Raw genomic sequence first — 18165 nt, 5'->3', positions numbered from 1 at the left:
TTACCTCCCCGCCCGGTTGATTATGCAATCAGCCGGAGCGGCTGTTCTCTGAAAATACTGAACTTTGGCACTATGCCAGAAACACACCGGCAATGCTGAATAGCTGTCGCCTAGACGGGATTAGACAGGGCAATGCCCTGTCTCTACTGCTATACCTGAACACACCCACTCCGTTTACTCCGGTAACCTTCACAGCTAACCACGGATGCACCAAAAAAATCTGAAGCATTCAGCCATTGGCGGTTTCTGCCGGTAGTGTAAAGTCTCAAATAGATTTACCTGCTCAGTTCTGCTTTCAGCAAATAACTGATTTCCGTCGACGATGGCCTTGGGGCATCAGCATTGACTATCTCTCCTTTTTTGTTGATAATCATGTAGCGCGGTATGGTGTTTATCTGGTGGTCGGTTATAAAGGCCGATGTTTTTGAGTTGGTTATCAGGTAGCTTTTCTCGGTAATCTCGTACTTTTCAAGGGCTTTTTCCCAGGGTTGTTCTTCGTCGTTCAGTGCCAGATACACAAATTCTACGTCTTTCAGCTCACTTTTCAGTTTTTTAGAATACGGCATTTCGCCAATGCAGGGGCCGCACCAGCTGGCCCAGAAGTCAACATACACTACCTTCCCTCTCCATTGTTTCAGCAGGTCTTTCCAGGTTGTCCGGTTGTTTTGGGTATTTGTCAGGTAAAGGTCGTTACTTACAGGGGTGCCGTAGTCAATCTCTTTCATCCAGTATTCCAGCGTCTTGTTCGAGCCAAAAACGTGCTTATAATCATCAATGTAGGCTATCAGCGTTTTGCGGTCATACTTATGCAGAATCATCTCTATGATGGTGCTCAGCTTAAATGTTGCCTCCATTTCTTCCGGGAAACCCGTAAATGCGCTCTTATATCGCTCGGCCAACGGTTTATCCATCGCGTTTCTGGTTATATAATGGTATTGGTAAGCATTAAAGATGGGTGTCAGGTGGCGGTTATTAAAGTTTTGCCGGTTAAGGTACTTGTCAGACACCAAAGTCTGTTCCAGTCCGGCATCTTTAAATTCAGCATTAAAATCCATTAAATGGCCATATTGGTCGGCCAGTACCACATCAGCCAGCAGCCTGGCTCTTGGGCTGGCTATGCTTAACAGAGAGTCGCGTTTGCGTCCAAAATAAGCCTCATTGGCACCAATATATGCCCTCAAAGCTGCGGCAGGTTGGGTGGCTTTCAGATCCAGGCTTTTTTTCATTTGCAGTTTCAGTGCATGTAAGGCGCTGGTATCGCAGTAGGTTTCTTCCTCAACGCTTTTTATGGCCTGCCTTTTACCATTTACCAACCTGTACACGTTTTTCTGTTGTGTTTCAACCTCTGCTACAATGGTATCTCCGGGCGAAACGATAAATTCCATGCCCCAAACAAACTGATAGTCAAGACTAAGCGTTTGCAGGGCAGCATTGAGCTGTAAGGTCAGGGTATCACCGGGATTCATCTGATAAGAAGGCTCCAATGTTTCCGTTTCTTTCAGTGTCATGGCAGGGTGCACCCAAAGCTGGTCAGTTTCAGCCGACCTGAAAACAATAGTAACAGTGTCTGCAGATTTACCTGCCTGCTTGTCTTGCTTTTTATGATCGGGCGAGCAGGCAAGAAATACAATTAAAGGCAGAAAACAGAGTTTTTTCATGAGGCAATCATTTGCAGGCAAGGCACAGCCCAGCAGTAAGGTCTGCAACTTGCATTGGTGGAAAAAAGTATTCCGGCAGGGCTTTCACAGCTATAATAGCCACATACCAATTACCTGCAATAGTAGGCAATAAAACGGGCTGGCGCAAGGTATTGTTATTTAGCGGTATGAATCAGGCGGATTATTAAACCATTAACCCACCCCAATAGCACCAAAAAAGAAGTGCCTCTTGTGTTGTGCAAAAGAGCAAACGCAAGAGACACTTCAGACAATGAGCAGGCCATATAGTTAAAAAATGGCTATGGCAGGCACTAAGCCTTGGCGTTTTGCCCGATTACCCCCAGATGCGTATTTTTAAAGCTGTCGTTATATTTCAGGCCATAGCCAAAAATTCTGTCCATTGCCGAATGGCCGAACAATATCACACCCACCAGCCCCACAAGCGGAATGTTAAAGCCAAAACCTGCACCTATAACCAGCACGGCCAGCAATTTATGATGGAAAAAATTGTATAAAAACGCCCCTGTTCTGGTGTTATGCAGGTAGCCAACCATAGATAAATCAGGCAGCAATATACAGGCCGGAAAAACCCACCAGGCATAAGGAAGCTGATTAAAAAGGAATACAGAAAGTATCAATTGGCCTAATTCTTCGAGTGTCAGTAAATTTTTCATTGCTTTATTTATTTAATGTTTAATGTCTGTTGCAAAGGTCTGAATAAAAACCCCGGTTGGTCTTGATAAAAATCAAGATTTTGCAATGCCTTGTGGCGCGAACATCTTGTTCGCGGTGGGTGATGTAGTTACAGAAGGCATAAGAAAATGGATAACCAAAGGTAGGGTTCAAAATTTTGTGGCTTGAGTTGAATTTTCATCTTTTTGAACGGAACGGTGCAAGACCGGGGTATTTTGTGTATATTCAATCATCATAAATTTTATTAGAGCATATTTTTACGCCAATCTTTGCTTTTTGCCAAATGGCAAAACAAATCAGTTGTGAACTATTCACCTTTGCCTCATTATTCATACAAATACTCAAAAAGATGGCAAAGACAGTTTTAGTTACAGGAGCCTCATCAGGAATCGGGAGAGCAACCGCAATTTATCTGGCTCAAAATGGTTATAAGGTTTATGGTGGCGCACGAAGAATTGAAAAAATGCAGGATCTTATGGCATTCAGCATTGTACCTGTTGCATTAGACGTTACCCGCGAAGATAGTATGGTGGCCTGCATTGAACATATCATAAAAGAAACAGGCAGTATAGATATTTTAATCAACAATGCAGGTTCTGGCTATTATGGCGCTTTAGAAGATATGCCAATGGCCGATGCCAGATATCAGATGGAAGTCAACGTTTTTGCCGTGGCTCGACTGATACAATTAGTATTGCCGACCATGCGGAAAAATAACTATGGCAAAATAGTGAATATATCATCGGTAGGGGGCAAGGTAACCTTACCTATGGGAAGCTGGTATCATGCCAGTAAATTTGCCATTGAGGGTTTGAGTGATGCCCTAAGAAAAGAGGTGAAAGTCTTTGGAATTGATGTAATTGTGATTGAACCCGGCGGAACAAAATCAGAAATGACAGGGCTGGGCGCCGGATATATGATGGGTGTTTCAGGTAGTACAGCATACAGCACACTGGCAAAAGGCGTAAACAATATGTATGCTACTATTCAAAAAGACGCCGCCGACCCTATTGTGATTGCAAAACTCATTAAAAAAGGAATTGAAGCGGCTAATCCAAAGACCAGATATGTTGGCGCTTCAGGTGCAAAGCTGATGTTGTTTTTCAGAAGCATTCTGTCAGATAAATTCTTCGACCGATTGATTATGAGTCAGATGAAATAACGTTTTTATGGAAGCACTTATTAACTATATATTGCAGTTCGGCAATCTGAACAGCCAGCAGATTGATTTAATCAAAAGCAAGGTTGTTGAACGGGAAATTAAAAAGGATGAGTATTATCATGAAGCCGGAAAGATACCCCGCGAGGTTATTTTTCTGACAGAGGGAATTATGCGTGTTTGTTATTACAACAACAAAGGCGATGAGATTACGAAGTATTTTATTGAAGAAAATAACTTTCTGGCCGATATAAACAGCTATAATCAGGAAATTCCATCGACAGAATATATACAGGCTATCACACCTTGCACGTATCTGGTCTTGTCTAAAAGTGCCATGAAAGATTTATCCATGACCATTATAGAGTGGGATATCATAGTTTCCAAAATCACTGCCAAAGGGTTGGCCGAAAAGGTAAATAAAATCAGTCTGATGATGGCAGAAGATGCCACAGAACGCTATCTATCCTTTCTGGAAAAATTCCCTAATCTGGCTAACCGCATCCCACTGTCTTATTTAGCGTCTTATATGGGCATTACGCAATCTTCCTTAAGCAGAATAAGAAAGAATATACGGTGAATAGGGGTTCAAAATTTTGAACCTTTACGTTCGGTTCATGGAATCAAGATTTCCCATTCTTCCCAATCAGCCCCATATACGTATTTTTAAAGCTGTCTTCAAATTTCAGACCATAACCAAACATTCTGTCCATTGCCGAATGCCCCAATAAAATCACACCTGCCAAAGTAAGTAAAGAATTATTAAGCAAGAATCCGGCACTAATAACAGCAATGGCAATTATTTTAAGATGGAAAAAATTATAAATCCATGCCCCCGTTTTGGTATTGACCGCATAGCCAATCATTGATAAATCAGGCAACAGAATACAAGCCGGAAAAGTCCACCAGGCAAAGTCTAACTGATTAAAAAGTATGATGGACAGCAAAAACTGTCCGAGTTCTTTAATTTCAAAAGATTTTTCATTGTGTCGTTTATCTGAGGTGTTTATTAATCTGACACAAAGGTCTGAAAACTAAACCCGATTGGTCTTGACAAAAATCAAGGAATTTGGTGGCATAGGGTTCTTGTGGCGCGAACATCCTGTTCGCGATGGATATTGTGTTTTCAAAAGGTGTAAAAAAATTGATACCAAACTGTAGGGGTTCAGAATTCTGAACCCCTACAAGATATTACAAAAATCCGTAGAGACAGTGGCAATGCCCTGTCTCTTTTGCGTGTGTCTTAAGCATCTTATTCCTATTTCCCCTCAACCCAATTCAATATCTTATCAACATAACTAATGCCGGTTGATTGGCCAGTGTCGGCATTGACGAGATAATGATTGCAACCTACGCAGGTATCATACACTAAATTGGTTTTGCCCAAGCGCATAAATTCAAGTCGTACGTAATCAAGCCCATAAATAGGAGAGCTGTCATCGCGAGTAGCAGCAATCATGTAGATAGGTATTGTTAATTGTCGCAGTTGCTCAAAAGGGATGGTGCTGCCAAAACTAGCCCAGCGCTGGTAAGAATGTCCGCCTGTTTCTTTGTCTGTTGAGGTCGGATTTTTATAGATTTCAGCAATACGCCTGAAAGATGCTTCCACACTATCCTGTGCCTGCTGCTGGGTTAGTTCACCCTTCGCTGCTTTGACGCGCCAGCTAATAATTCCATCATACAACTGGTTTAAACCGCTTCCCACTACAGGCGCAATATGCGTAACCCGTTTTTCTTTCACAGCTAAGGTAGGCACTACTTGTCCTCCTTCTGAATAACCAAAGGCCACTATTTTGGTTTTATCCCAAAAACCTTGCTTAACCAGATAATTGATGGCCAGTTGCGTGGCTTCAACACGCCAGTTTAAGCTCAGTCGTTTAGTATATTCTTCAGAAGGTTTATGGGCAAACAAAACCTGCGATGGATTTTTTTGATATTCAGGAATGCTTATATCGAGTTTCAGGGTATCGCAAAAAGAAGTGCCGGGCTTACCCAATATAATATAATGGTACTTGTCTTTGGTCTTGCTGAGTAGTTCCTGATTGAATGTGACAGGTGTTGTAACAAACTTTTTCCCCTGAACATAGAGGCACAGCGGGAGCCCTCCGCTGCCATTCACCTCAATAAACAATGGAGCTTTTTTATGAATATTTACGGTATCAACATAAAACTGAACCAGGCCTAATTTTTTGTCGTGAATTGAGAATTCCTTTAAGCCGAATGCATCGGGAATGACAGGCTGAGCAATTGCAATGTTTTTGAGTAACAAAAGACCAACAAACAATAGTAATTTTCGCATAAAAGATTGAGGGGAATATGATTGATGCACGTTACTAATATAAAGACACTTGTAATGGACGATAGTTGCATGTTGACTGATTAGGTTACTATAAATTAATTGAATGTATCAGTAGAGTCTCCAGCGGGAGAATTTCATTACGTAGGGGTCCAGAATTCTGAACCCCTACCAAAATATTATTTTAATTAACCAAAAAACACGTAGAGACACCGGCAAAGCCCTGTCTCATGAACTATTAGTCATCCAATCCCCTACTGAAACGTAGCCCGAAATTCTAACGGCGACAAATTGGTTTTGCTCTTGAATAATTTGCTGAACGATTGTGGGTGCTCAAAGCCCAGGTCATAAGCAATTTCACTCACTGATAGTTCAGTAACCGACAGCTTCTCTTTGGCCTTCTCAATCAGCTTGTTATGAATATGCTGCTGGGTGGGTTGTCCCGTCAGGGCTTTCAGCAAACTACCTAAATAGTTGGGAGATACATTCAGTAATCCGGCAATATACTGGGCAGTCGGCAGTCCACGGTCAATCAGGTTGTCGCTATTGAAGTAATCGTCCAGAATATGTTCCAGTTTTTCAAGTACCTGATGGCTGCTTTTCTTGCGTGTAATAAACTGCCGCTGATAAAACCGTTCGCAGTAGGTAAGCAGCAATTCTATCTGGGCAATGATGATATTCTGACTGAACTTATCAATATTTGAATGATATTCCCGCTGAATGTTCTGCAAAATATCAGTGATAATAGCTTCCTCTTTCTCTGAAAGAAACAGCGCCTCATTGACTGCATACCCAAAAAACTCATATTGCTTGATGTTTTTGGCCAGTGAGGTATTCCAGATAAAATCAGGGTGAATAAACAGAAGCAAACCTGTGGGTTTTATGACAGGCTTTTCTACCGACAAATGCACCAACTGACCTGGTGCCACAAATGATATCAATCCCTCATCAAAATCATACGACTGTTGTCCGTACCTAAACTTACCCTGAATGTTGCGTTTCAAGCCAATAGAATAGAAATTCTGCACCCAGCTGATTTCCTTTTCATCGGTTTGATAATTCACCAATCCATAATCTACCAGACTCACCAGCGGATGTTCCGGCTTAGGTAAGCCACTCATCTTATGGAAATCACTGATGGTGTTGAAAGTATGTATGCTTTTGTTTTTCATTTCTTCAAATTTAGGAAAAAGAGACAGAAATTCATCTATTCTGTCTCTTTTTGGATGAATCAATCAAAAATCAGTAGATTTACTCAAAGCCTCATGAGCGTTCAATTCATTTTGCAACAATTCAATTTTGCTGTTCGCCATTCCGAAAGAATCGCTACCCATAAAGAAATGCAGCGGGGGATTTTCGGTTTCTGCCAGTTCAATAAATGCAAGAGCGGCTTTTTCAGGGTCACCGGGTGGATTGCCAATAACTTGAGTATCATGTATTACTTCCAGTTCTCTGGCTTCTTATTTTTGCGGCAGAGTCTTTTAGATTTGTAAATGAAAAGCAAGCTGTACAAAACCAAGAAAGGTTATCTTTGGTAAGATTAACAATTATAGAAGTTGTGGGGGGTAGGGAAACTAATTAGAGTCATAGGCTTGGAGCCTATAAGGGGATATAGTCCTACCCTCGCTACTTCGATAGTCAACACAAATAGAAATTCAGGGCTACCGACCCTATTATTAAAGACATGTGTCAATCTATCGAAACCAACTTCTTATTCTTCAACTATTACAAAGATATGAAAACCAAGACATTATTTTTAGGAATGGATGTATCAAAATTGACGATTGATTATTCGCTAATTGATTCAATGGACAAAGTTCTATTAAATGGGCAGATTGACAATACAGCAAAAGACATTTCTGGTTTGTTAAAAAATCTGAAGAATGCAGGGTATAAAGACTTAGGCTCGATATTATTTGGGATGGAAAATACGGGTATCTATTCAAATCCTTTTAAAGTTTATGCGGTCGAAAAAGGATTAGATTTGGTGGTATCTAATGCCCTAGACATTGCTAACTCAAAGGGTATTAGGCGAGAGAAATCAGATAGTGCTGATGCGTATCTAATTGCCCAGTATTTAAGAAAGAATCTTCCAACAATCAGGATATATAAACCTGATAATAAAGTGGTTGTAAAGATGAAACGTTTACAATCTGCTAGACAATTATTACTCAAACAGAAGCATCAGATAGAACGGCATGTCAATGAAATGAAGGGATTTGTTTCTACAAAAGACCATGCATCTTTAAAGAAGACCTTACAGGATTCAATAGCAGGATTAGCCAAAAGTATTGCCAAAATTGACAAAGAGTTGGATGAAATAGTCAAAGAAGATCTGCAAGTTGACAATAACAAGGATTTGATTGAAAGTATTCCAGGTGTTGGCAAACAAACTGCCATTGCCCTGATTACGGCAACTAATAACTTTGAAACGATTTCTGATCCAAGAAAAATTGCTTGTCATGCAGGTGTAGTACCTTTTAAAAAAGAATCAGGGAGTAGTCTTAAAAATACACCACGAGTTTCACATCTGGCTAATAAAAAACTAAAGCAAGCACTGCATATGGCCGCGCTATCTACGGTCAAATGGTGTCAACCTATTAAGCAATATTATGAAAGAAAACTTGCCGAAGATAAAAGCAAAATGTCGGCTTTGAATGCTGTTAGAAACAAAATTTTACATATAGTTTCTGCGCTGATTCGCAAACAAGAAAAATTTAACTTTTCCTTGAACTAGTTCTTTGTCTTTATCATAGAAATCCCCTTGCCTGGCTATTGGCACTCACACTCGGGAGACTCTGTCGGGACATGAAGAGTCCCATTAACTGGCTTCAGGCACGCACAATCGGGAGACTCTGTCGGGACATAAATGGATACCAAACGGTATGGGTTCAAAATTTTGAACCCTTAAAGAGCAATAACAATCATGAATCTCCAGTGAAATACCCTAATCTCTTTTGTTTTTAACTCTCTGCCCAACGCCCTATACTTCTTACCCCGTACCCTCTTCAAATATTTGCTTTTCCTTGCACCTCATTCATTTCTTTTCTTATATTTGCGGCTTATTTATAATTAGTCTAAATACAATTACAACAAACTTATAATGTCTACACCTTTTTTTAACCATTACAGACGCCACATTTTTTTGTTTTCGGGCGCATTAATTCTGTTATTGATGGCCATTGGCGCATCAGCACAACAAATCCGCATTCAGGTAAAAGATACCCGCCAGGAGGCCGTACCCGGCGCCACAGTGATTCTGAATCAAAAAGCAATTGGCCTTACCGACGCCACAGGGTATTATCAGTCGAACACAACACTTAGTGGCAACAACGTGCTGGAGATTAGAGCCATCGGCTATGAAACCTACAAAACATCCTTCAGTGCCGATACCCCCGGCAGTATTTTTCAAGTTGTTTTGCAATACAGCCAGAAGAGCCTGTCTGAAGTGGTAGTAACTGCTGGCCGTAAGCCTGAGCATATCTCAACCATTCCGTCGTCTATTACTATTCTTTCCCGCCGTGAAATAGAAGCCCAGAGCAATATCACGACCGACATTTCAAGCGTCTTGGGCTTTACGGTACCGGGTCTGGGGGTGTCTACCAATAAGGCGGTTAACTCAGGCCAGACACTCCGCGGCCGTGCCGTATTGGTGCTGATAGACGGTATTCCGCAATCTACGCCGTTAATGAACGGCTCGCGCGACATCCGCACCATCAATCCGGCCGTTATTGAGCGCGTAGAGGTTATCAAAGGCGCTACGTCTATCTATGGTAATGGCTCTGGCGGAGGTATTATCAACTACATAACCAGGAAAAGCGAAGGCGATACCCCACTAACGGGCGAAAGCAGTGTGGGGGTTTCATTGAATCCGTTCAGCTCCAATGGTACGTTGGGCTACCGTGCCTCGCAGTATCTGGGCGGTAAAAAGGGCAAATGGGGCTATAGTGTGGCCGGCTCGGCCGAATACATAGGCCTGCAAAGAGATGGCGAGGGGATTCCTTTAGGACAAACCGACGGCCTCTCTAACTCTTACCAGTATAATGCTTTTGCCAAAGTAAGTTACGACATCAACGCGCTTTCGTCTGTCAGCGCTTTTTACAATTATTTCAATAGCACGCAGCACACCAAATACATCAGCAAAGACGGGGTGTACGGCCAGACACCCACCATTGGTGTGGAGGGAACTGACCCCGGCAAACCCGCAGGGACACCCTTCAACCATAACGCACTGGTAACCTACACCCGCAGAAACCTGTTTGGTAAAACCCAGCTGGATGCCTCCGTATATATCAACTCGTTTAGCTCCATGAATCGCTACGTTACCACCGGTACGGCCTGGTATGGCCCGGGGCAAACCATGATCAATTCTAAGAAAAAAGGCTTGCGCATTAATCTTAACACCCCGTTTGTAATTGGTAAAATGCCTGCTGAAATTACTTACGGACTAGACCTGCTGAACGACATCACCAATCAGGACCTGGTAGATGGCCGGGTGTATATTCCGAATATGAACATGGTGAATCTGGCGCCTTATGCCCAGTTGAAAGTAGATATTGTTAATAACCTGATTCTGAAAGGAGGGGTGCGCTACGAAAACGCCACCGTAACCATCAACGATTTCAACACCATTGCCACCGGCCCAAACAATGCCGGAAGCATAGCCGTTAAAGGAGGTAAGATACCCTACAATGCCACCATGTTTAATGCTGGCTTGCGCTACGCCCGTTCAGACTTCTTCAATCCGTTTGTGAGTTTCTCGCAGGGCTTTGCCATTAATGAGCTGGGGCGCATTATCCGCCGGGCAACCGCCAACACCATTGAAAGCATGGAAACAGACCCCATCATCACCAATAACTATGAGGTGGGTTTTTCGAGCCGCATCAAAGGCTTCAACTTTTCGGCGGCGTATTACATCAGTACATCTGACCTCGGCGCTAATCTGGTAGATGTAGGCGGGTATCTGCTTCCGCAGCGCGAGCCTGAAAGGGTATATGGGTATGAAGTAGCCGCCGACCTGCGCCTGACCAATCAACTGAAAATAGGAGGTACCTACGCTTTTGTAGAGGGCAAGGCTATTTTTGAAGACGGCAGCAAAAAATACCTGAGCGGCGCCAGAATTGCCCCGCCTAAAGCAACTGGCTTTTTGTATTACACACCTGTCAGCAAACTCAACCTGCAGTTTTACTGGGTATATGTAGGCGACCGCGACCGCTTCCAGAAGCAGGCTAACGGTAAGTATCTGAATGGCGAAGGCCATATTATCGGGTATCATTTGTTTAACCTGGCAGGTACTTATAATCTCAACCAAAAACTCAGCTTTAGCCTGGGGGTAGAAAACCTGTTTAACAACGTGTATTTTAACCCTGCCAGCCTTTACCCGGGCTTAAACGCCAATTATGTAAGGGGTAACGGCACACAGCTGAACATTAACACCCGCTTCAGATTCTGATGACAGTTTTTTATATCGGGTCAATCTCAATTAAGCATCATCTTGCTCCGGCGGCAGCCGCTACCGGAGCGGGTATGCACCCTTTGCAGTTATTTATAATTACATTTTTATGAAAGCATTTTTTCTCTGGTTGCACAAATGGCTTGGCCTTATAACCGGTATGGTAGTTTTTATTGTCAGCATTACCGGCTGTATTTACGTATTTCACGACGACCTGAAGCTATGGGCATACCCCCAAAAGTATTACCTGCACCAAACCGCGCCCAACCCCAAGCCTTTGCCTTTAACCACCCTGCTGCAAAAGGCACAGGCAGGCCTGCAAGCCGGAGAGAAAATATCAAGGGTAGACCTATACCCCGATGCCGGAAGAACCTGGGTGTTCAGAGCAAACAAAACCAATGACAAAGCCTTTGGGTATTATAACTACCAGCAATATTATAAAAGGGTGTTTATGAACCCGTATACAGGGGCCATACAGGCCGTTGAAGACACCAGAAAAGAGTTTTTTCAGGTTGTGTTACAATTGCACCTGAACTTGTTGCTGGGTAAGAAAATCGGGCATCCGGTTGTGGGTTATTCTACTGCCGTTTTTGTGGTGCTGCTGCTGACGGGTCTGGTGTTGTGGTGGCCTAAAAAATGGAACCGCGCTACCGTGAAACAAGGTTTATGGCTTAATTTCAGCTACCGCTGGAAACGCCTCAACCACGACCTCCACAATGTGCTGGGCTTTTACAGCCTTGTTTTTGCTTTTATCATAAGTGTAACGGGGCTGGTGTTTGCTTTCCCCGGCTTTAAAACGTTTTATACCGATTCACTGAACAAACTCGGAAGCGTTGCAAAAGCTAAAAAAGACTTTGTGCCAGTGCCACAACCCTTGAACAAAACGCTCGACAATGCCTTGATTTATGCTTTGCAGACCTACCCCAAGGCCGACATGATGTCAATCAGGCTGCGCGACTCTACCGAAAAAACACATGATATACAGATAAGGCTGAACAAAGACCGCACCGGGGTTTTCAGATGGCTGTACTTTAACCAGTCGGACGGGCAAATCAAGCAGCTGAAATCAAATGAAAACCAGGCACCCGGCGATAAAATGGCCTCGCTCAACTTTGATTTACACATAGGCGCCATAGGCGGTCTGCCCACCAAAATTCTGGCATTTGTAGTCTCTCTCATTTGCGCCTCCCTGCCCGTTACCGGTTTCATAATCTGGCTGAATAAAGAGAAAAGCAGTGCAAAGAAAGGTAAAAGAAAGAGTAAAAAGATGGCGGTTAGTTGAGGTTGGTGTGTTGTTATAGACAGGGCATTGCCGTGTGTATACGATTTATTAATAATAAAACCTTGCAAAAATCTCCTGTGTGCGCAGGTTTTTGATATAAAAGGGGTTTAACATCAGTTAAAGGCTTTAAATAGATTTGTGTAGACCTATAACATGGCTGGGCGGCTCGAAAAGTACCCCAAAATAGCAACCCCCTTATAAAAGCAGGGTTTGAAAGCATATTTTTTAATCTTTTAGCTGTATATTTGTGCGGTAAATAAAGTAATTTGGTTCGCCGTATAATCCATATCAAGCAACTTTCTGCCGGGCAGGTTTCTCAGGCCCGCAGGTGGGTTATATTCTCTATATTTATCGTTTTCTTTGCCCAAAGCACGCTTACTTTTCTTTTCTGTTTTTCTGTAAAAAACCCAGAGGAGTTCAGCAGGCAAAATGCCAGTATTGAAAAAAAAGTAGCACTGTTTGAAAAAGAACTCCAAAAAAAACTACTTGACCTGCTCGATTTCGGGCAGAAACCCACCCAAAAGAAACAAGCCTCGGTAAATCTGGCTTTTTCGTTCAATCTTTTTGTAGAAGACATAGATCTGGCTGTTAACCCGGCTCAGGGTGTCAATGACTGGCCTCAACGCAACTATGCCTACAAAAACGGTTATTTTCAGGATTTCTACGCCAAAATTATCCATCCTCCACAGGTATCGGTATAAACAATAATGAAGCACGTATGCTTCACCTGGTCGTCCTGTTTGGCACGGCCTGCATTTTTATTGTCTAATTAAACCGAATCATCATGGATTTTCCAATATTTCATCTCGATTTCCTCGGAAACCGGGCCTTAATCGCTATTATAGCGGTGCTTCATGCCGTTATTAATCACGCACTGGCAGTTGGGTTGATGCCCGTTGTGGCCATGCTAGAGTTTAAAGGTTTCAGCCTTTTAAAGACTGACCCGGCTCAGGCCGAAAAGTGGGACAAAACCGCCTACCGGATACTTTTCTTTGCATTTCTTATTACTACCACTATTGGCGCCATGACAGGTGTTGGTATCTGGTTTTCGGCTTCGCTGGTAAACCCAGCCTCCATTGGCAGTCTCATTCGTGTTTTCTTTGGCGCATGGTTTGTTGAATGGATTGTCTTTGTAACTGAAGTAGTGTTGATATTGCTTTATTTTCTTACCTGGAAAAAGCTGCGGTCAACCATAACCGATAGAGCCAAACACTTGCGCTATGGTATTTTTCTGTCGTTTTTTTCGTGGATAACCATGTCTATCATCGTATCTATTCTTTCTTTTATGATGGACACCGGCAACTGGAACGCCAATCGTAGTTTCATTTATGGGTTCCTGAATCCGATATACGTACCGCAGCTGTTATTCCGCACTACGCTGGCCATGACAATGGGCGGAATGATAGCCCTGTTTCTGGCTATCATTTTTACCCGTAAAGACCCGGCTTTCCGGGCTGTCATTGTCAGGTTTATTAGTCGCTGGGTGCTGGTTTGGGCCCCTTTGGCAGCGTTGGGCGCGGCTTTGTATTACTATGTGATTCCTGATAACCTGATTGGAAATTTGCCTGTGGCTATGGGTACTATGGAGTTTCAGAACTGGTACTCGCAGATAATTAGTATAGTGGGCATAGCTATTGGGCTGGTTATGATAACAGCCAACTGGTCGTTTTTTAAGCCTGCCACGGTGCCATCGTGGCTGGCGGGGCTTTCAATACTGCTGGTAGTAGTGCTGATGGGCCACTTTGAACGCCTGCGCGAGTTTATCCGCAAACCTTATGTAATTGGCGAGTATATGTACTCTAATGGTATAAGGGTTGAAGATTACCCCCTTTTGCAGCGAGACGGCGTTCTGAAGCACGCAAACTTTGTGCCTACCAAACAGATAACAGCTGGCAACATAACCGAAGCAGGAAGAGACGTATTTATTATTACCTGTAGCCGCTGCCATACAACCAATGGCATGGTAAACCCAATAAAAGGCAAGTTTACGGCTATGTTTGGCAATAAACCCTGGGATACCGCGCAAATGAAAGCCTACATAAAAAATATGCATCGGGCACGCTATTTTATGCCGCCGTTTCCCGGCAATAATCAGGAGCTTGAGGCGCTTTGTGTGTTTATTAAAACCCTTCAGCAAGACTACACCCTGCCGGTTGAAGGTTCGCAGAACGGGTTGGGACTCTTAAAGCCTTCTGAGGTTTCAGCCGGGCAGTAACTTAAATTTTTATGCGCCTTTAATGGCGCTCATTAAATCAGCAATTCATTATGTTTTATTATATATTATTGCAGGCAGCACCGCAAATAGTGCAGAAAGACCTGCCTCTACCATTGCCGCTACCAGAGTGGCTACTGGTTTTGTTACTGGTTGTATCGTTTCTTGTACACATTCTTTTTATAAATCTAATGGTTGGAGGCTCTGTTCTTGCTCTTTTTTATCAGATACTCGGGCTTCGTAAACCCGACTACGACAAACTGGCCTACTCAGTTGCCGAAACCATTACAGTCAATAAGTCGCTGGCCATTGTTATGGGCATTGCTCCGCTATTGGTCATTAATACGCTTTATACCACTTATTTTTATACGGCCAATGCCCTCACCGGCCTGATGTGGATTATGGTTATACCCTTGGTAACTATTGCGTTACTGCTGCTTTATGCGCATAAGTTTTTATGGAAACGGTTACAACATAACAAGCTGCTTCATATCAGTTTTCTGGCTACGACCGTGCTACTTTTTCTTTTTATACCGCTCATTTTTCTTACCAATGTCAATCTCATGATGTTCCCTGATAAATGGTCGGTTGTTGAGGGGTTCTTTTCAGCATTACTGCTTCCCAATGTTTTTCCACGATACCTGCATTTCCTGAATGCCTGTATGGCAGCTTCGGGCTTGTTTCTGGTGTGGTACTGGGGGCGGAAAACCTACGATTTCGAGTCCCGCTATCCAACGCTTTCCCGTTTCAGAGTCCGTAAAAATCTGTACACCATTACATTTTATGGTTCGCTGATACAGTTTATTATAGGACCCATTATACTTATCACCCTGCCTTCGCAAGGGCTGGCTTCTAATGTGCTGCTGGTGATTCTGAGTGGTGCGGCGGTAGCCATAGTAGCAATGGCGTGGCTCTGGAAAGAAATTAATGCCGACGAAACCCAATTTGGCAGATATTTTGGCAGGATAGCCATTGCCATGAGTATTGTAGTTATATTTATGGGGTCTGGCAGGCAGCTTTACCGTTCTAACGCCCTTAACCCGCACCGCAAGCTGGTAGCTGCCAAAACTGCAGCTTACGAGAAACTGGTAAAAGAAGCCACTGCCGAAGCCGTTAAAGCTAAGGTGGTTTCAGCAGATGCGCCCAAGCTACCCGGCCAGGATATTTTCAATAATAACTGCATAGCCTGCCACCAGGTAGATGAAAAACTGGTAGGCCCCGCCATGAAAGAAGCCGCCGGTATTTATAAGGGAAACAAGGCTGGTTTGGTAAGCTGGATTAAAAAGCCCGGTAAAAAGCGCGAAGGCCCACCTATGCCACCACAAACCCACCTAACCGACCAACAGGTACAGCAGGTGGCCGAATGGATTCTTTCTCTTCATTAGTATAGAAAAAAGGTTTTTTGCACTTTTTAAACTATGATAGCCTTATGAAGAAATCTAAACGACAAGCAACTAGTGGTTTTTCATCCGGAAAGCAGGTAGGCATACTTATACTGTTGCTTTTGCTTATACTTTCTATGATACTGGTATTTATATCGGTGTAAAAAGATTGGAGGCAAAACAGGTTTAATAGACCGGATTTATAAAATGATAATTGCCTTAAGATAGCCGGGGCGTTTGCAGAGCGGGACGCTTCGGCTATTCAATAAAATTTATTGTTCAATGCCCGCTTAACAATAATCCCAAACTTATGACAGTTGGTATAACCAAGGATTAGTACTGCGTAGTTTTATGCACAAAATTACATTCGGGTAGGGGTAGATCCGGTTGTCTTAAACCTTTAACTGCCACTGTTTGTCACTTGGAAATGCCTTTTTAATGATTTTTTTGGCCTTACGATGCAGGTGCTTGAGCTGCATGGGCTGTTTTAAAAAAGCGGTATTGTCTGGCTTAGATGGGTCGAGCATCAAGACAGTGTTAAAATCCTGGGCTGCGTCGTCATTTTTACCGATGGCCTCATAGCAAATCCCTCTGTTGAAATATGCCATAAGTTTATCAGGGGCATCTTTGTTAATGGCTTTGGTGTAATCTAAAATAGCAGCAGTAAATTGTTTGTCTTTTTTAAAACTGTTACCCCGGTTAATCCAAATATTTGAATTGGTAGAATCAATCATTAATATCGCGGTGAAATCGCCGATAGCGCAGGCAGAGCCTCTTCCCCAGTTTCTCAAAAAACCACGATTATAATACGGCTTAATATTATCAGGGTTAAGATTGATTGCTTTCGTGTAATCTTTTATCGCCGGTCCCAGTCGGAAAGGCCCATATACATAACATACCCCTCGTTTATTATAAGCCTCGGCATTGGTGGAGTCAAACTTTATCACATATCCATAAGCCTCAGCGGCTTTTTTGAATTGTTTCAGTTCATACAAGCACGAACCTTTGGCATTATAAGCCTCAATGCTTTTCGGATTCAGCAAAATGGCTTTGTCGAAGTCAATCAATGCTTCTTTATAAGCCTTGTTGGCAAACTTCTTTTCTCCGGCTTTCAGATACTCGTCGGACGTCTGCGCCGAGGCATGAAAGACAGTACCAAGCAACACAATAAGGGTAATTACACAGCGGTTAAAAAAGTAGCGGGTCATCAGCGTGAAATATCTAAAATTGTTAATTATTATTGCGGAACTGTTTGTGGGCAAAAATAAGGAAAAATTTGTTTGCAGAGGGCGTGGGGCAGAGAAAGGTGAAAGAAATTTGCGAAGATTATATAAGAGTGTTCCGCTCGTATGAGCATTTGGCAGGATAAGTGACTTTACAACTATTTAATAAGCAATTTAGTAAAGCTCAACTGAATAATTCAACATTAAATAACCTAGAACATTAAATGACAACAGAACAAATATTAACTGCAATAGGTCTAGTTGGCTTTGGCGGTTTACTTAAGAGTGGATTTGACTTTTTAATCGCATCCAAAAAAGCAAAGCAAGAGTCAAGGCATTCTATGAAAGAAACACGTTACAAAACAATTATTTTGCTATGCTATGCATTGGTCTATTATGATAGAGAAAAGACCAGAAATATAATTAACCGTCCTGATATAAATTCTATTGATAGTTTAAGGAATGAAGTGCACGCTGAGTTTATTAATATGTCTCTTTTTGGTTCTGACCAGGTTGTTCTTGAAATGAAAAATTTCATCCTACAACAAAACAGCCAGACACTAAATAAACTTGCATTAGCAATGAGAAAAGACTTGTATGGAATTCGGACAAATCTGAAAGTCGACCAGTTTGAAATTAATTAAAAGTCTTCTTTGGCTTAAGTTTGAAGATAGTTATATATTAAAGTTTGAAAAGAAGGAGTAAGCATTATAGAAGTTTGAAGGTCTAAGCAGAGTCTCCCGCGTGTGCTGGTTTGAGGAGGGCTAGGGGACTCTGCGTTTTTTGCAACAGTTAAATTTCCCTACTT

General features: G+C 42.6%; 16 protein-coding genes. 9 read left to right on the top strand and 7 right to left on the bottom strand.

What is annotated here, in order from left to right:
* Positions 1-70: 70 nt before the first annotated feature.
* The 3 genes from MB380_RS12790 to MB380_RS12780 form a co-directional block, all read right to left on the bottom strand.
* Complete coding sequence (locus tag MB380_RS12790; RefSeq protein WP_253523174.1) at positions 71-229, bottom strand: hypothetical protein; 159 nt, start codon at positions 227-229, stop codon at positions 71-73.
* 46 nt (positions 230-275) lie between these two features.
* Positions 276-1658 carry a TlpA disulfide reductase family protein gene (locus MB380_RS12785; RefSeq protein WP_253523171.1) on the bottom strand — a complete coding sequence of 461 codons (1383 nt, stop codon included), beginning with the start codon at positions 1656-1658 and terminating at the stop codon, positions 276-278.
* A 311-nt stretch (positions 1659-1969) separates the two neighbouring features.
* The gene (locus tag MB380_RS12780) at positions 1970-2332 is read right to left on the bottom strand and encodes a DUF4260 domain-containing protein (protein WP_253523167.1); all 363 of its coding nucleotides are present in this window, start codon (positions 2330-2332) and stop codon (positions 1970-1972) included.
* A 368-nt stretch (positions 2333-2700) separates the two neighbouring features.
* On the opposite strand from MB380_RS12780, the gene MB380_RS12775 reads away from it, so the two are divergent.
* Positions 2701-3513, top strand: a complete 813-nt coding sequence (locus MB380_RS12775; protein WP_253523164.1) for an oxidoreductase — start codon at positions 2701-2703, stop codon at positions 3511-3513.
* A gap of 7 nt (positions 3514-3520) precedes the next feature.
* Positions 3521-4090, top strand: a complete 570-nt coding sequence (locus MB380_RS12770) for a Crp/Fnr family transcriptional regulator (RefSeq protein WP_253523147.1) — start codon at positions 3521-3523, stop codon at positions 4088-4090.
* A gap of 43 nt (positions 4091-4133) precedes the next feature.
* Here the strand turns inward: MB380_RS12770 and MB380_RS12765 are convergent, their stop codons facing one another.
* The 3 genes from MB380_RS12765 to MB380_RS12755 all read right to left on the bottom strand — a co-directional run bounded on the left by MB380_RS12765 (position 4134) and on the right by MB380_RS12755 (position 6978).
* A complete protein-coding gene (locus MB380_RS12765; protein WP_253523144.1) occupies positions 4134-4457 on the bottom strand; it encodes a DUF4260 domain-containing protein in 324 nt (107 codons plus the stop codon).
* A 311-nt stretch (positions 4458-4768) separates the two neighbouring features.
* Entirely contained in the window at positions 4769-5809 is a 1041-nt protein-coding gene (locus tag MB380_RS12760) for a S9 family peptidase (RefSeq protein ID WP_253523142.1), read from the bottom strand.
* Positions 5810-6060: 251 nt separating this feature from the next.
* Entirely contained in the window at positions 6061-6978 is a 918-nt protein-coding gene (locus MB380_RS12755) for an AraC family transcriptional regulator (protein ID WP_253523139.1), read from the bottom strand.
* A 563-nt stretch (positions 6979-7541) separates the two neighbouring features.
* On the opposite strand from MB380_RS12755, the gene MB380_RS12750 reads away from it, so the two are divergent.
* The 6 genes from MB380_RS12750 to MB380_RS12725 all read left to right on the top strand — a co-directional run bounded on the left by MB380_RS12750 (position 7542) and on the right by MB380_RS12725 (position 16137).
* Complete coding sequence (locus MB380_RS12750; protein ID WP_253523137.1) at positions 7542-8543, top strand: IS110 family transposase; 1002 nt, start codon at positions 7542-7544, stop codon at positions 8541-8543.
* Between the two features lie 366 nt (positions 8544-8909).
* Complete coding sequence (locus MB380_RS12745) at positions 8910-11258, top strand: TonB-dependent receptor domain-containing protein (RefSeq protein WP_253523135.1); 2349 nt, start codon at positions 8910-8912, stop codon at positions 11256-11258.
* A 109-nt stretch (positions 11259-11367) separates the two neighbouring features.
* Entirely contained in the window at positions 11368-12540 is a 1173-nt protein-coding gene (locus MB380_RS12740) for a PepSY domain-containing protein (RefSeq protein ID WP_253523121.1), read from the top strand.
* Positions 12541-12806: 266 nt separating this feature from the next.
* Complete coding sequence (locus MB380_RS12735; RefSeq protein ID WP_253523118.1) at positions 12807-13241, top strand: hypothetical protein; 435 nt, start codon at positions 12807-12809, stop codon at positions 13239-13241.
* 83 nt (positions 13242-13324) lie between these two features.
* Complete coding sequence (locus MB380_RS12730; RefSeq protein ID WP_253523115.1) at positions 13325-14755, top strand: cytochrome c; 1431 nt, start codon at positions 13325-13327, stop codon at positions 14753-14755.
* Between the two features lie 50 nt (positions 14756-14805).
* The gene (locus MB380_RS12725) at positions 14806-16137 is read left to right on the top strand and encodes a c-type cytochrome (RefSeq protein ID WP_253523112.1); all 1332 of its coding nucleotides are present in this window, start codon (positions 14806-14808) and stop codon (positions 16135-16137) included.
* A 389-nt stretch (positions 16138-16526) separates the two neighbouring features.
* Here MB380_RS12725 and MB380_RS12720 read toward each other — a convergent pair whose 3' ends face one another.
* Positions 16527-17342, bottom strand: a complete 816-nt coding sequence (locus MB380_RS12720) for a tetratricopeptide repeat protein (RefSeq protein WP_253523110.1) — start codon at positions 17340-17342, stop codon at positions 16527-16529.
* A 239-nt stretch (positions 17343-17581) separates the two neighbouring features.
* On the opposite strand from MB380_RS12720, the gene MB380_RS12715 reads away from it, so the two are divergent.
* Positions 17582-18001: a hypothetical protein gene (locus MB380_RS12715; protein WP_253523107.1), complete on the top strand. Its 420-nt coding sequence runs from the start codon at positions 17582-17584 to the stop codon at positions 17999-18001.
* Positions 18002-18165 lie beyond the last annotated feature (164 nt).

The sequence above is a fragment of the Emticicia sp. 21SJ11W-3 genome (genome assembly GCF_024138715.1).
Taxonomy (GTDB): Bacteria; Bacteroidota; Bacteroidia; order Cytophagales; family Spirosomataceae; genus Emticicia; species Emticicia fluvialis.
This window is presented reverse-complemented; position numbering and strand designations above follow the sequence as displayed.

Excerpts from the sequence above, each read along its gene's own strand:
- MB380_RS12760 (WP_253523142.1), bottom strand. The coding sequence starts at position 5,809 with ATGCGAAAATTACTATTGTTTGTTGGTCTTTTGTTACTCAAAAACATT.
- MB380_RS12725 (WP_253523112.1), top strand. The coding sequence starts at position 14,806 with ATGTTTTATTATATATTATTGCAGGCAGCACCGCAAATAGTGCAGAAA.
- MB380_RS12785 (WP_253523171.1), bottom strand. The coding sequence starts at position 1,658 with ATGAAAAAACTCTGTTTTCTGCCTTTAATTGTATTTCTTGCCTGCTCG.
- MB380_RS12750 (WP_253523137.1), top strand. The coding sequence starts at position 7,542 with ATGAAAACCAAGACATTATTTTTAGGAATGGATGTATCAAAATTGACG.
- MB380_RS12740 (WP_253523121.1), top strand. The coding sequence starts at position 11,368 with ATGAAAGCATTTTTTCTCTGGTTGCACAAATGGCTTGGCCTTATAACC.
- MB380_RS12745 (WP_253523135.1), top strand. The coding sequence starts at position 8,910 with ATGTCTACACCTTTTTTTAACCATTACAGACGCCACATTTTTTTGTTT.
- MB380_RS12775 (WP_253523164.1), top strand. The coding sequence starts at position 2,701 with ATGGCAAAGACAGTTTTAGTTACAGGAGCCTCATCAGGAATCGGGAGA.
- MB380_RS12780 (WP_253523167.1), bottom strand. The coding sequence starts at position 2,332 with ATGAAAAATTTACTGACACTCGAAGAATTAGGCCAATTGATACTTTCT.
- MB380_RS12720 (WP_253523110.1), bottom strand. The coding sequence starts at position 17,342 with ATGACCCGCTACTTTTTTAACCGCTGTGTAATTACCCTTATTGTGTTG.
- MB380_RS12730 (WP_253523115.1), top strand. The coding sequence starts at position 13,325 with ATGGATTTTCCAATATTTCATCTCGATTTCCTCGGAAACCGGGCCTTA.
- MB380_RS12755 (WP_253523139.1), bottom strand. The coding sequence starts at position 6,978 with ATGAAAAACAAAAGCATACATACTTTCAACACCATCAGTGATTTCCAT.
- MB380_RS12790 (WP_253523174.1), bottom strand. The coding sequence starts at position 229 with ATGCTTCAGATTTTTTTGGTGCATCCGTGGTTAGCTGTGAAGGTTACC.
- MB380_RS12715 (WP_253523107.1), top strand. The coding sequence starts at position 17,582 with ATGACAACAGAACAAATATTAACTGCAATAGGTCTAGTTGGCTTTGGC.
- MB380_RS12770 (WP_253523147.1), top strand. The coding sequence starts at position 3,521 with ATGGAAGCACTTATTAACTATATATTGCAGTTCGGCAATCTGAACAGC.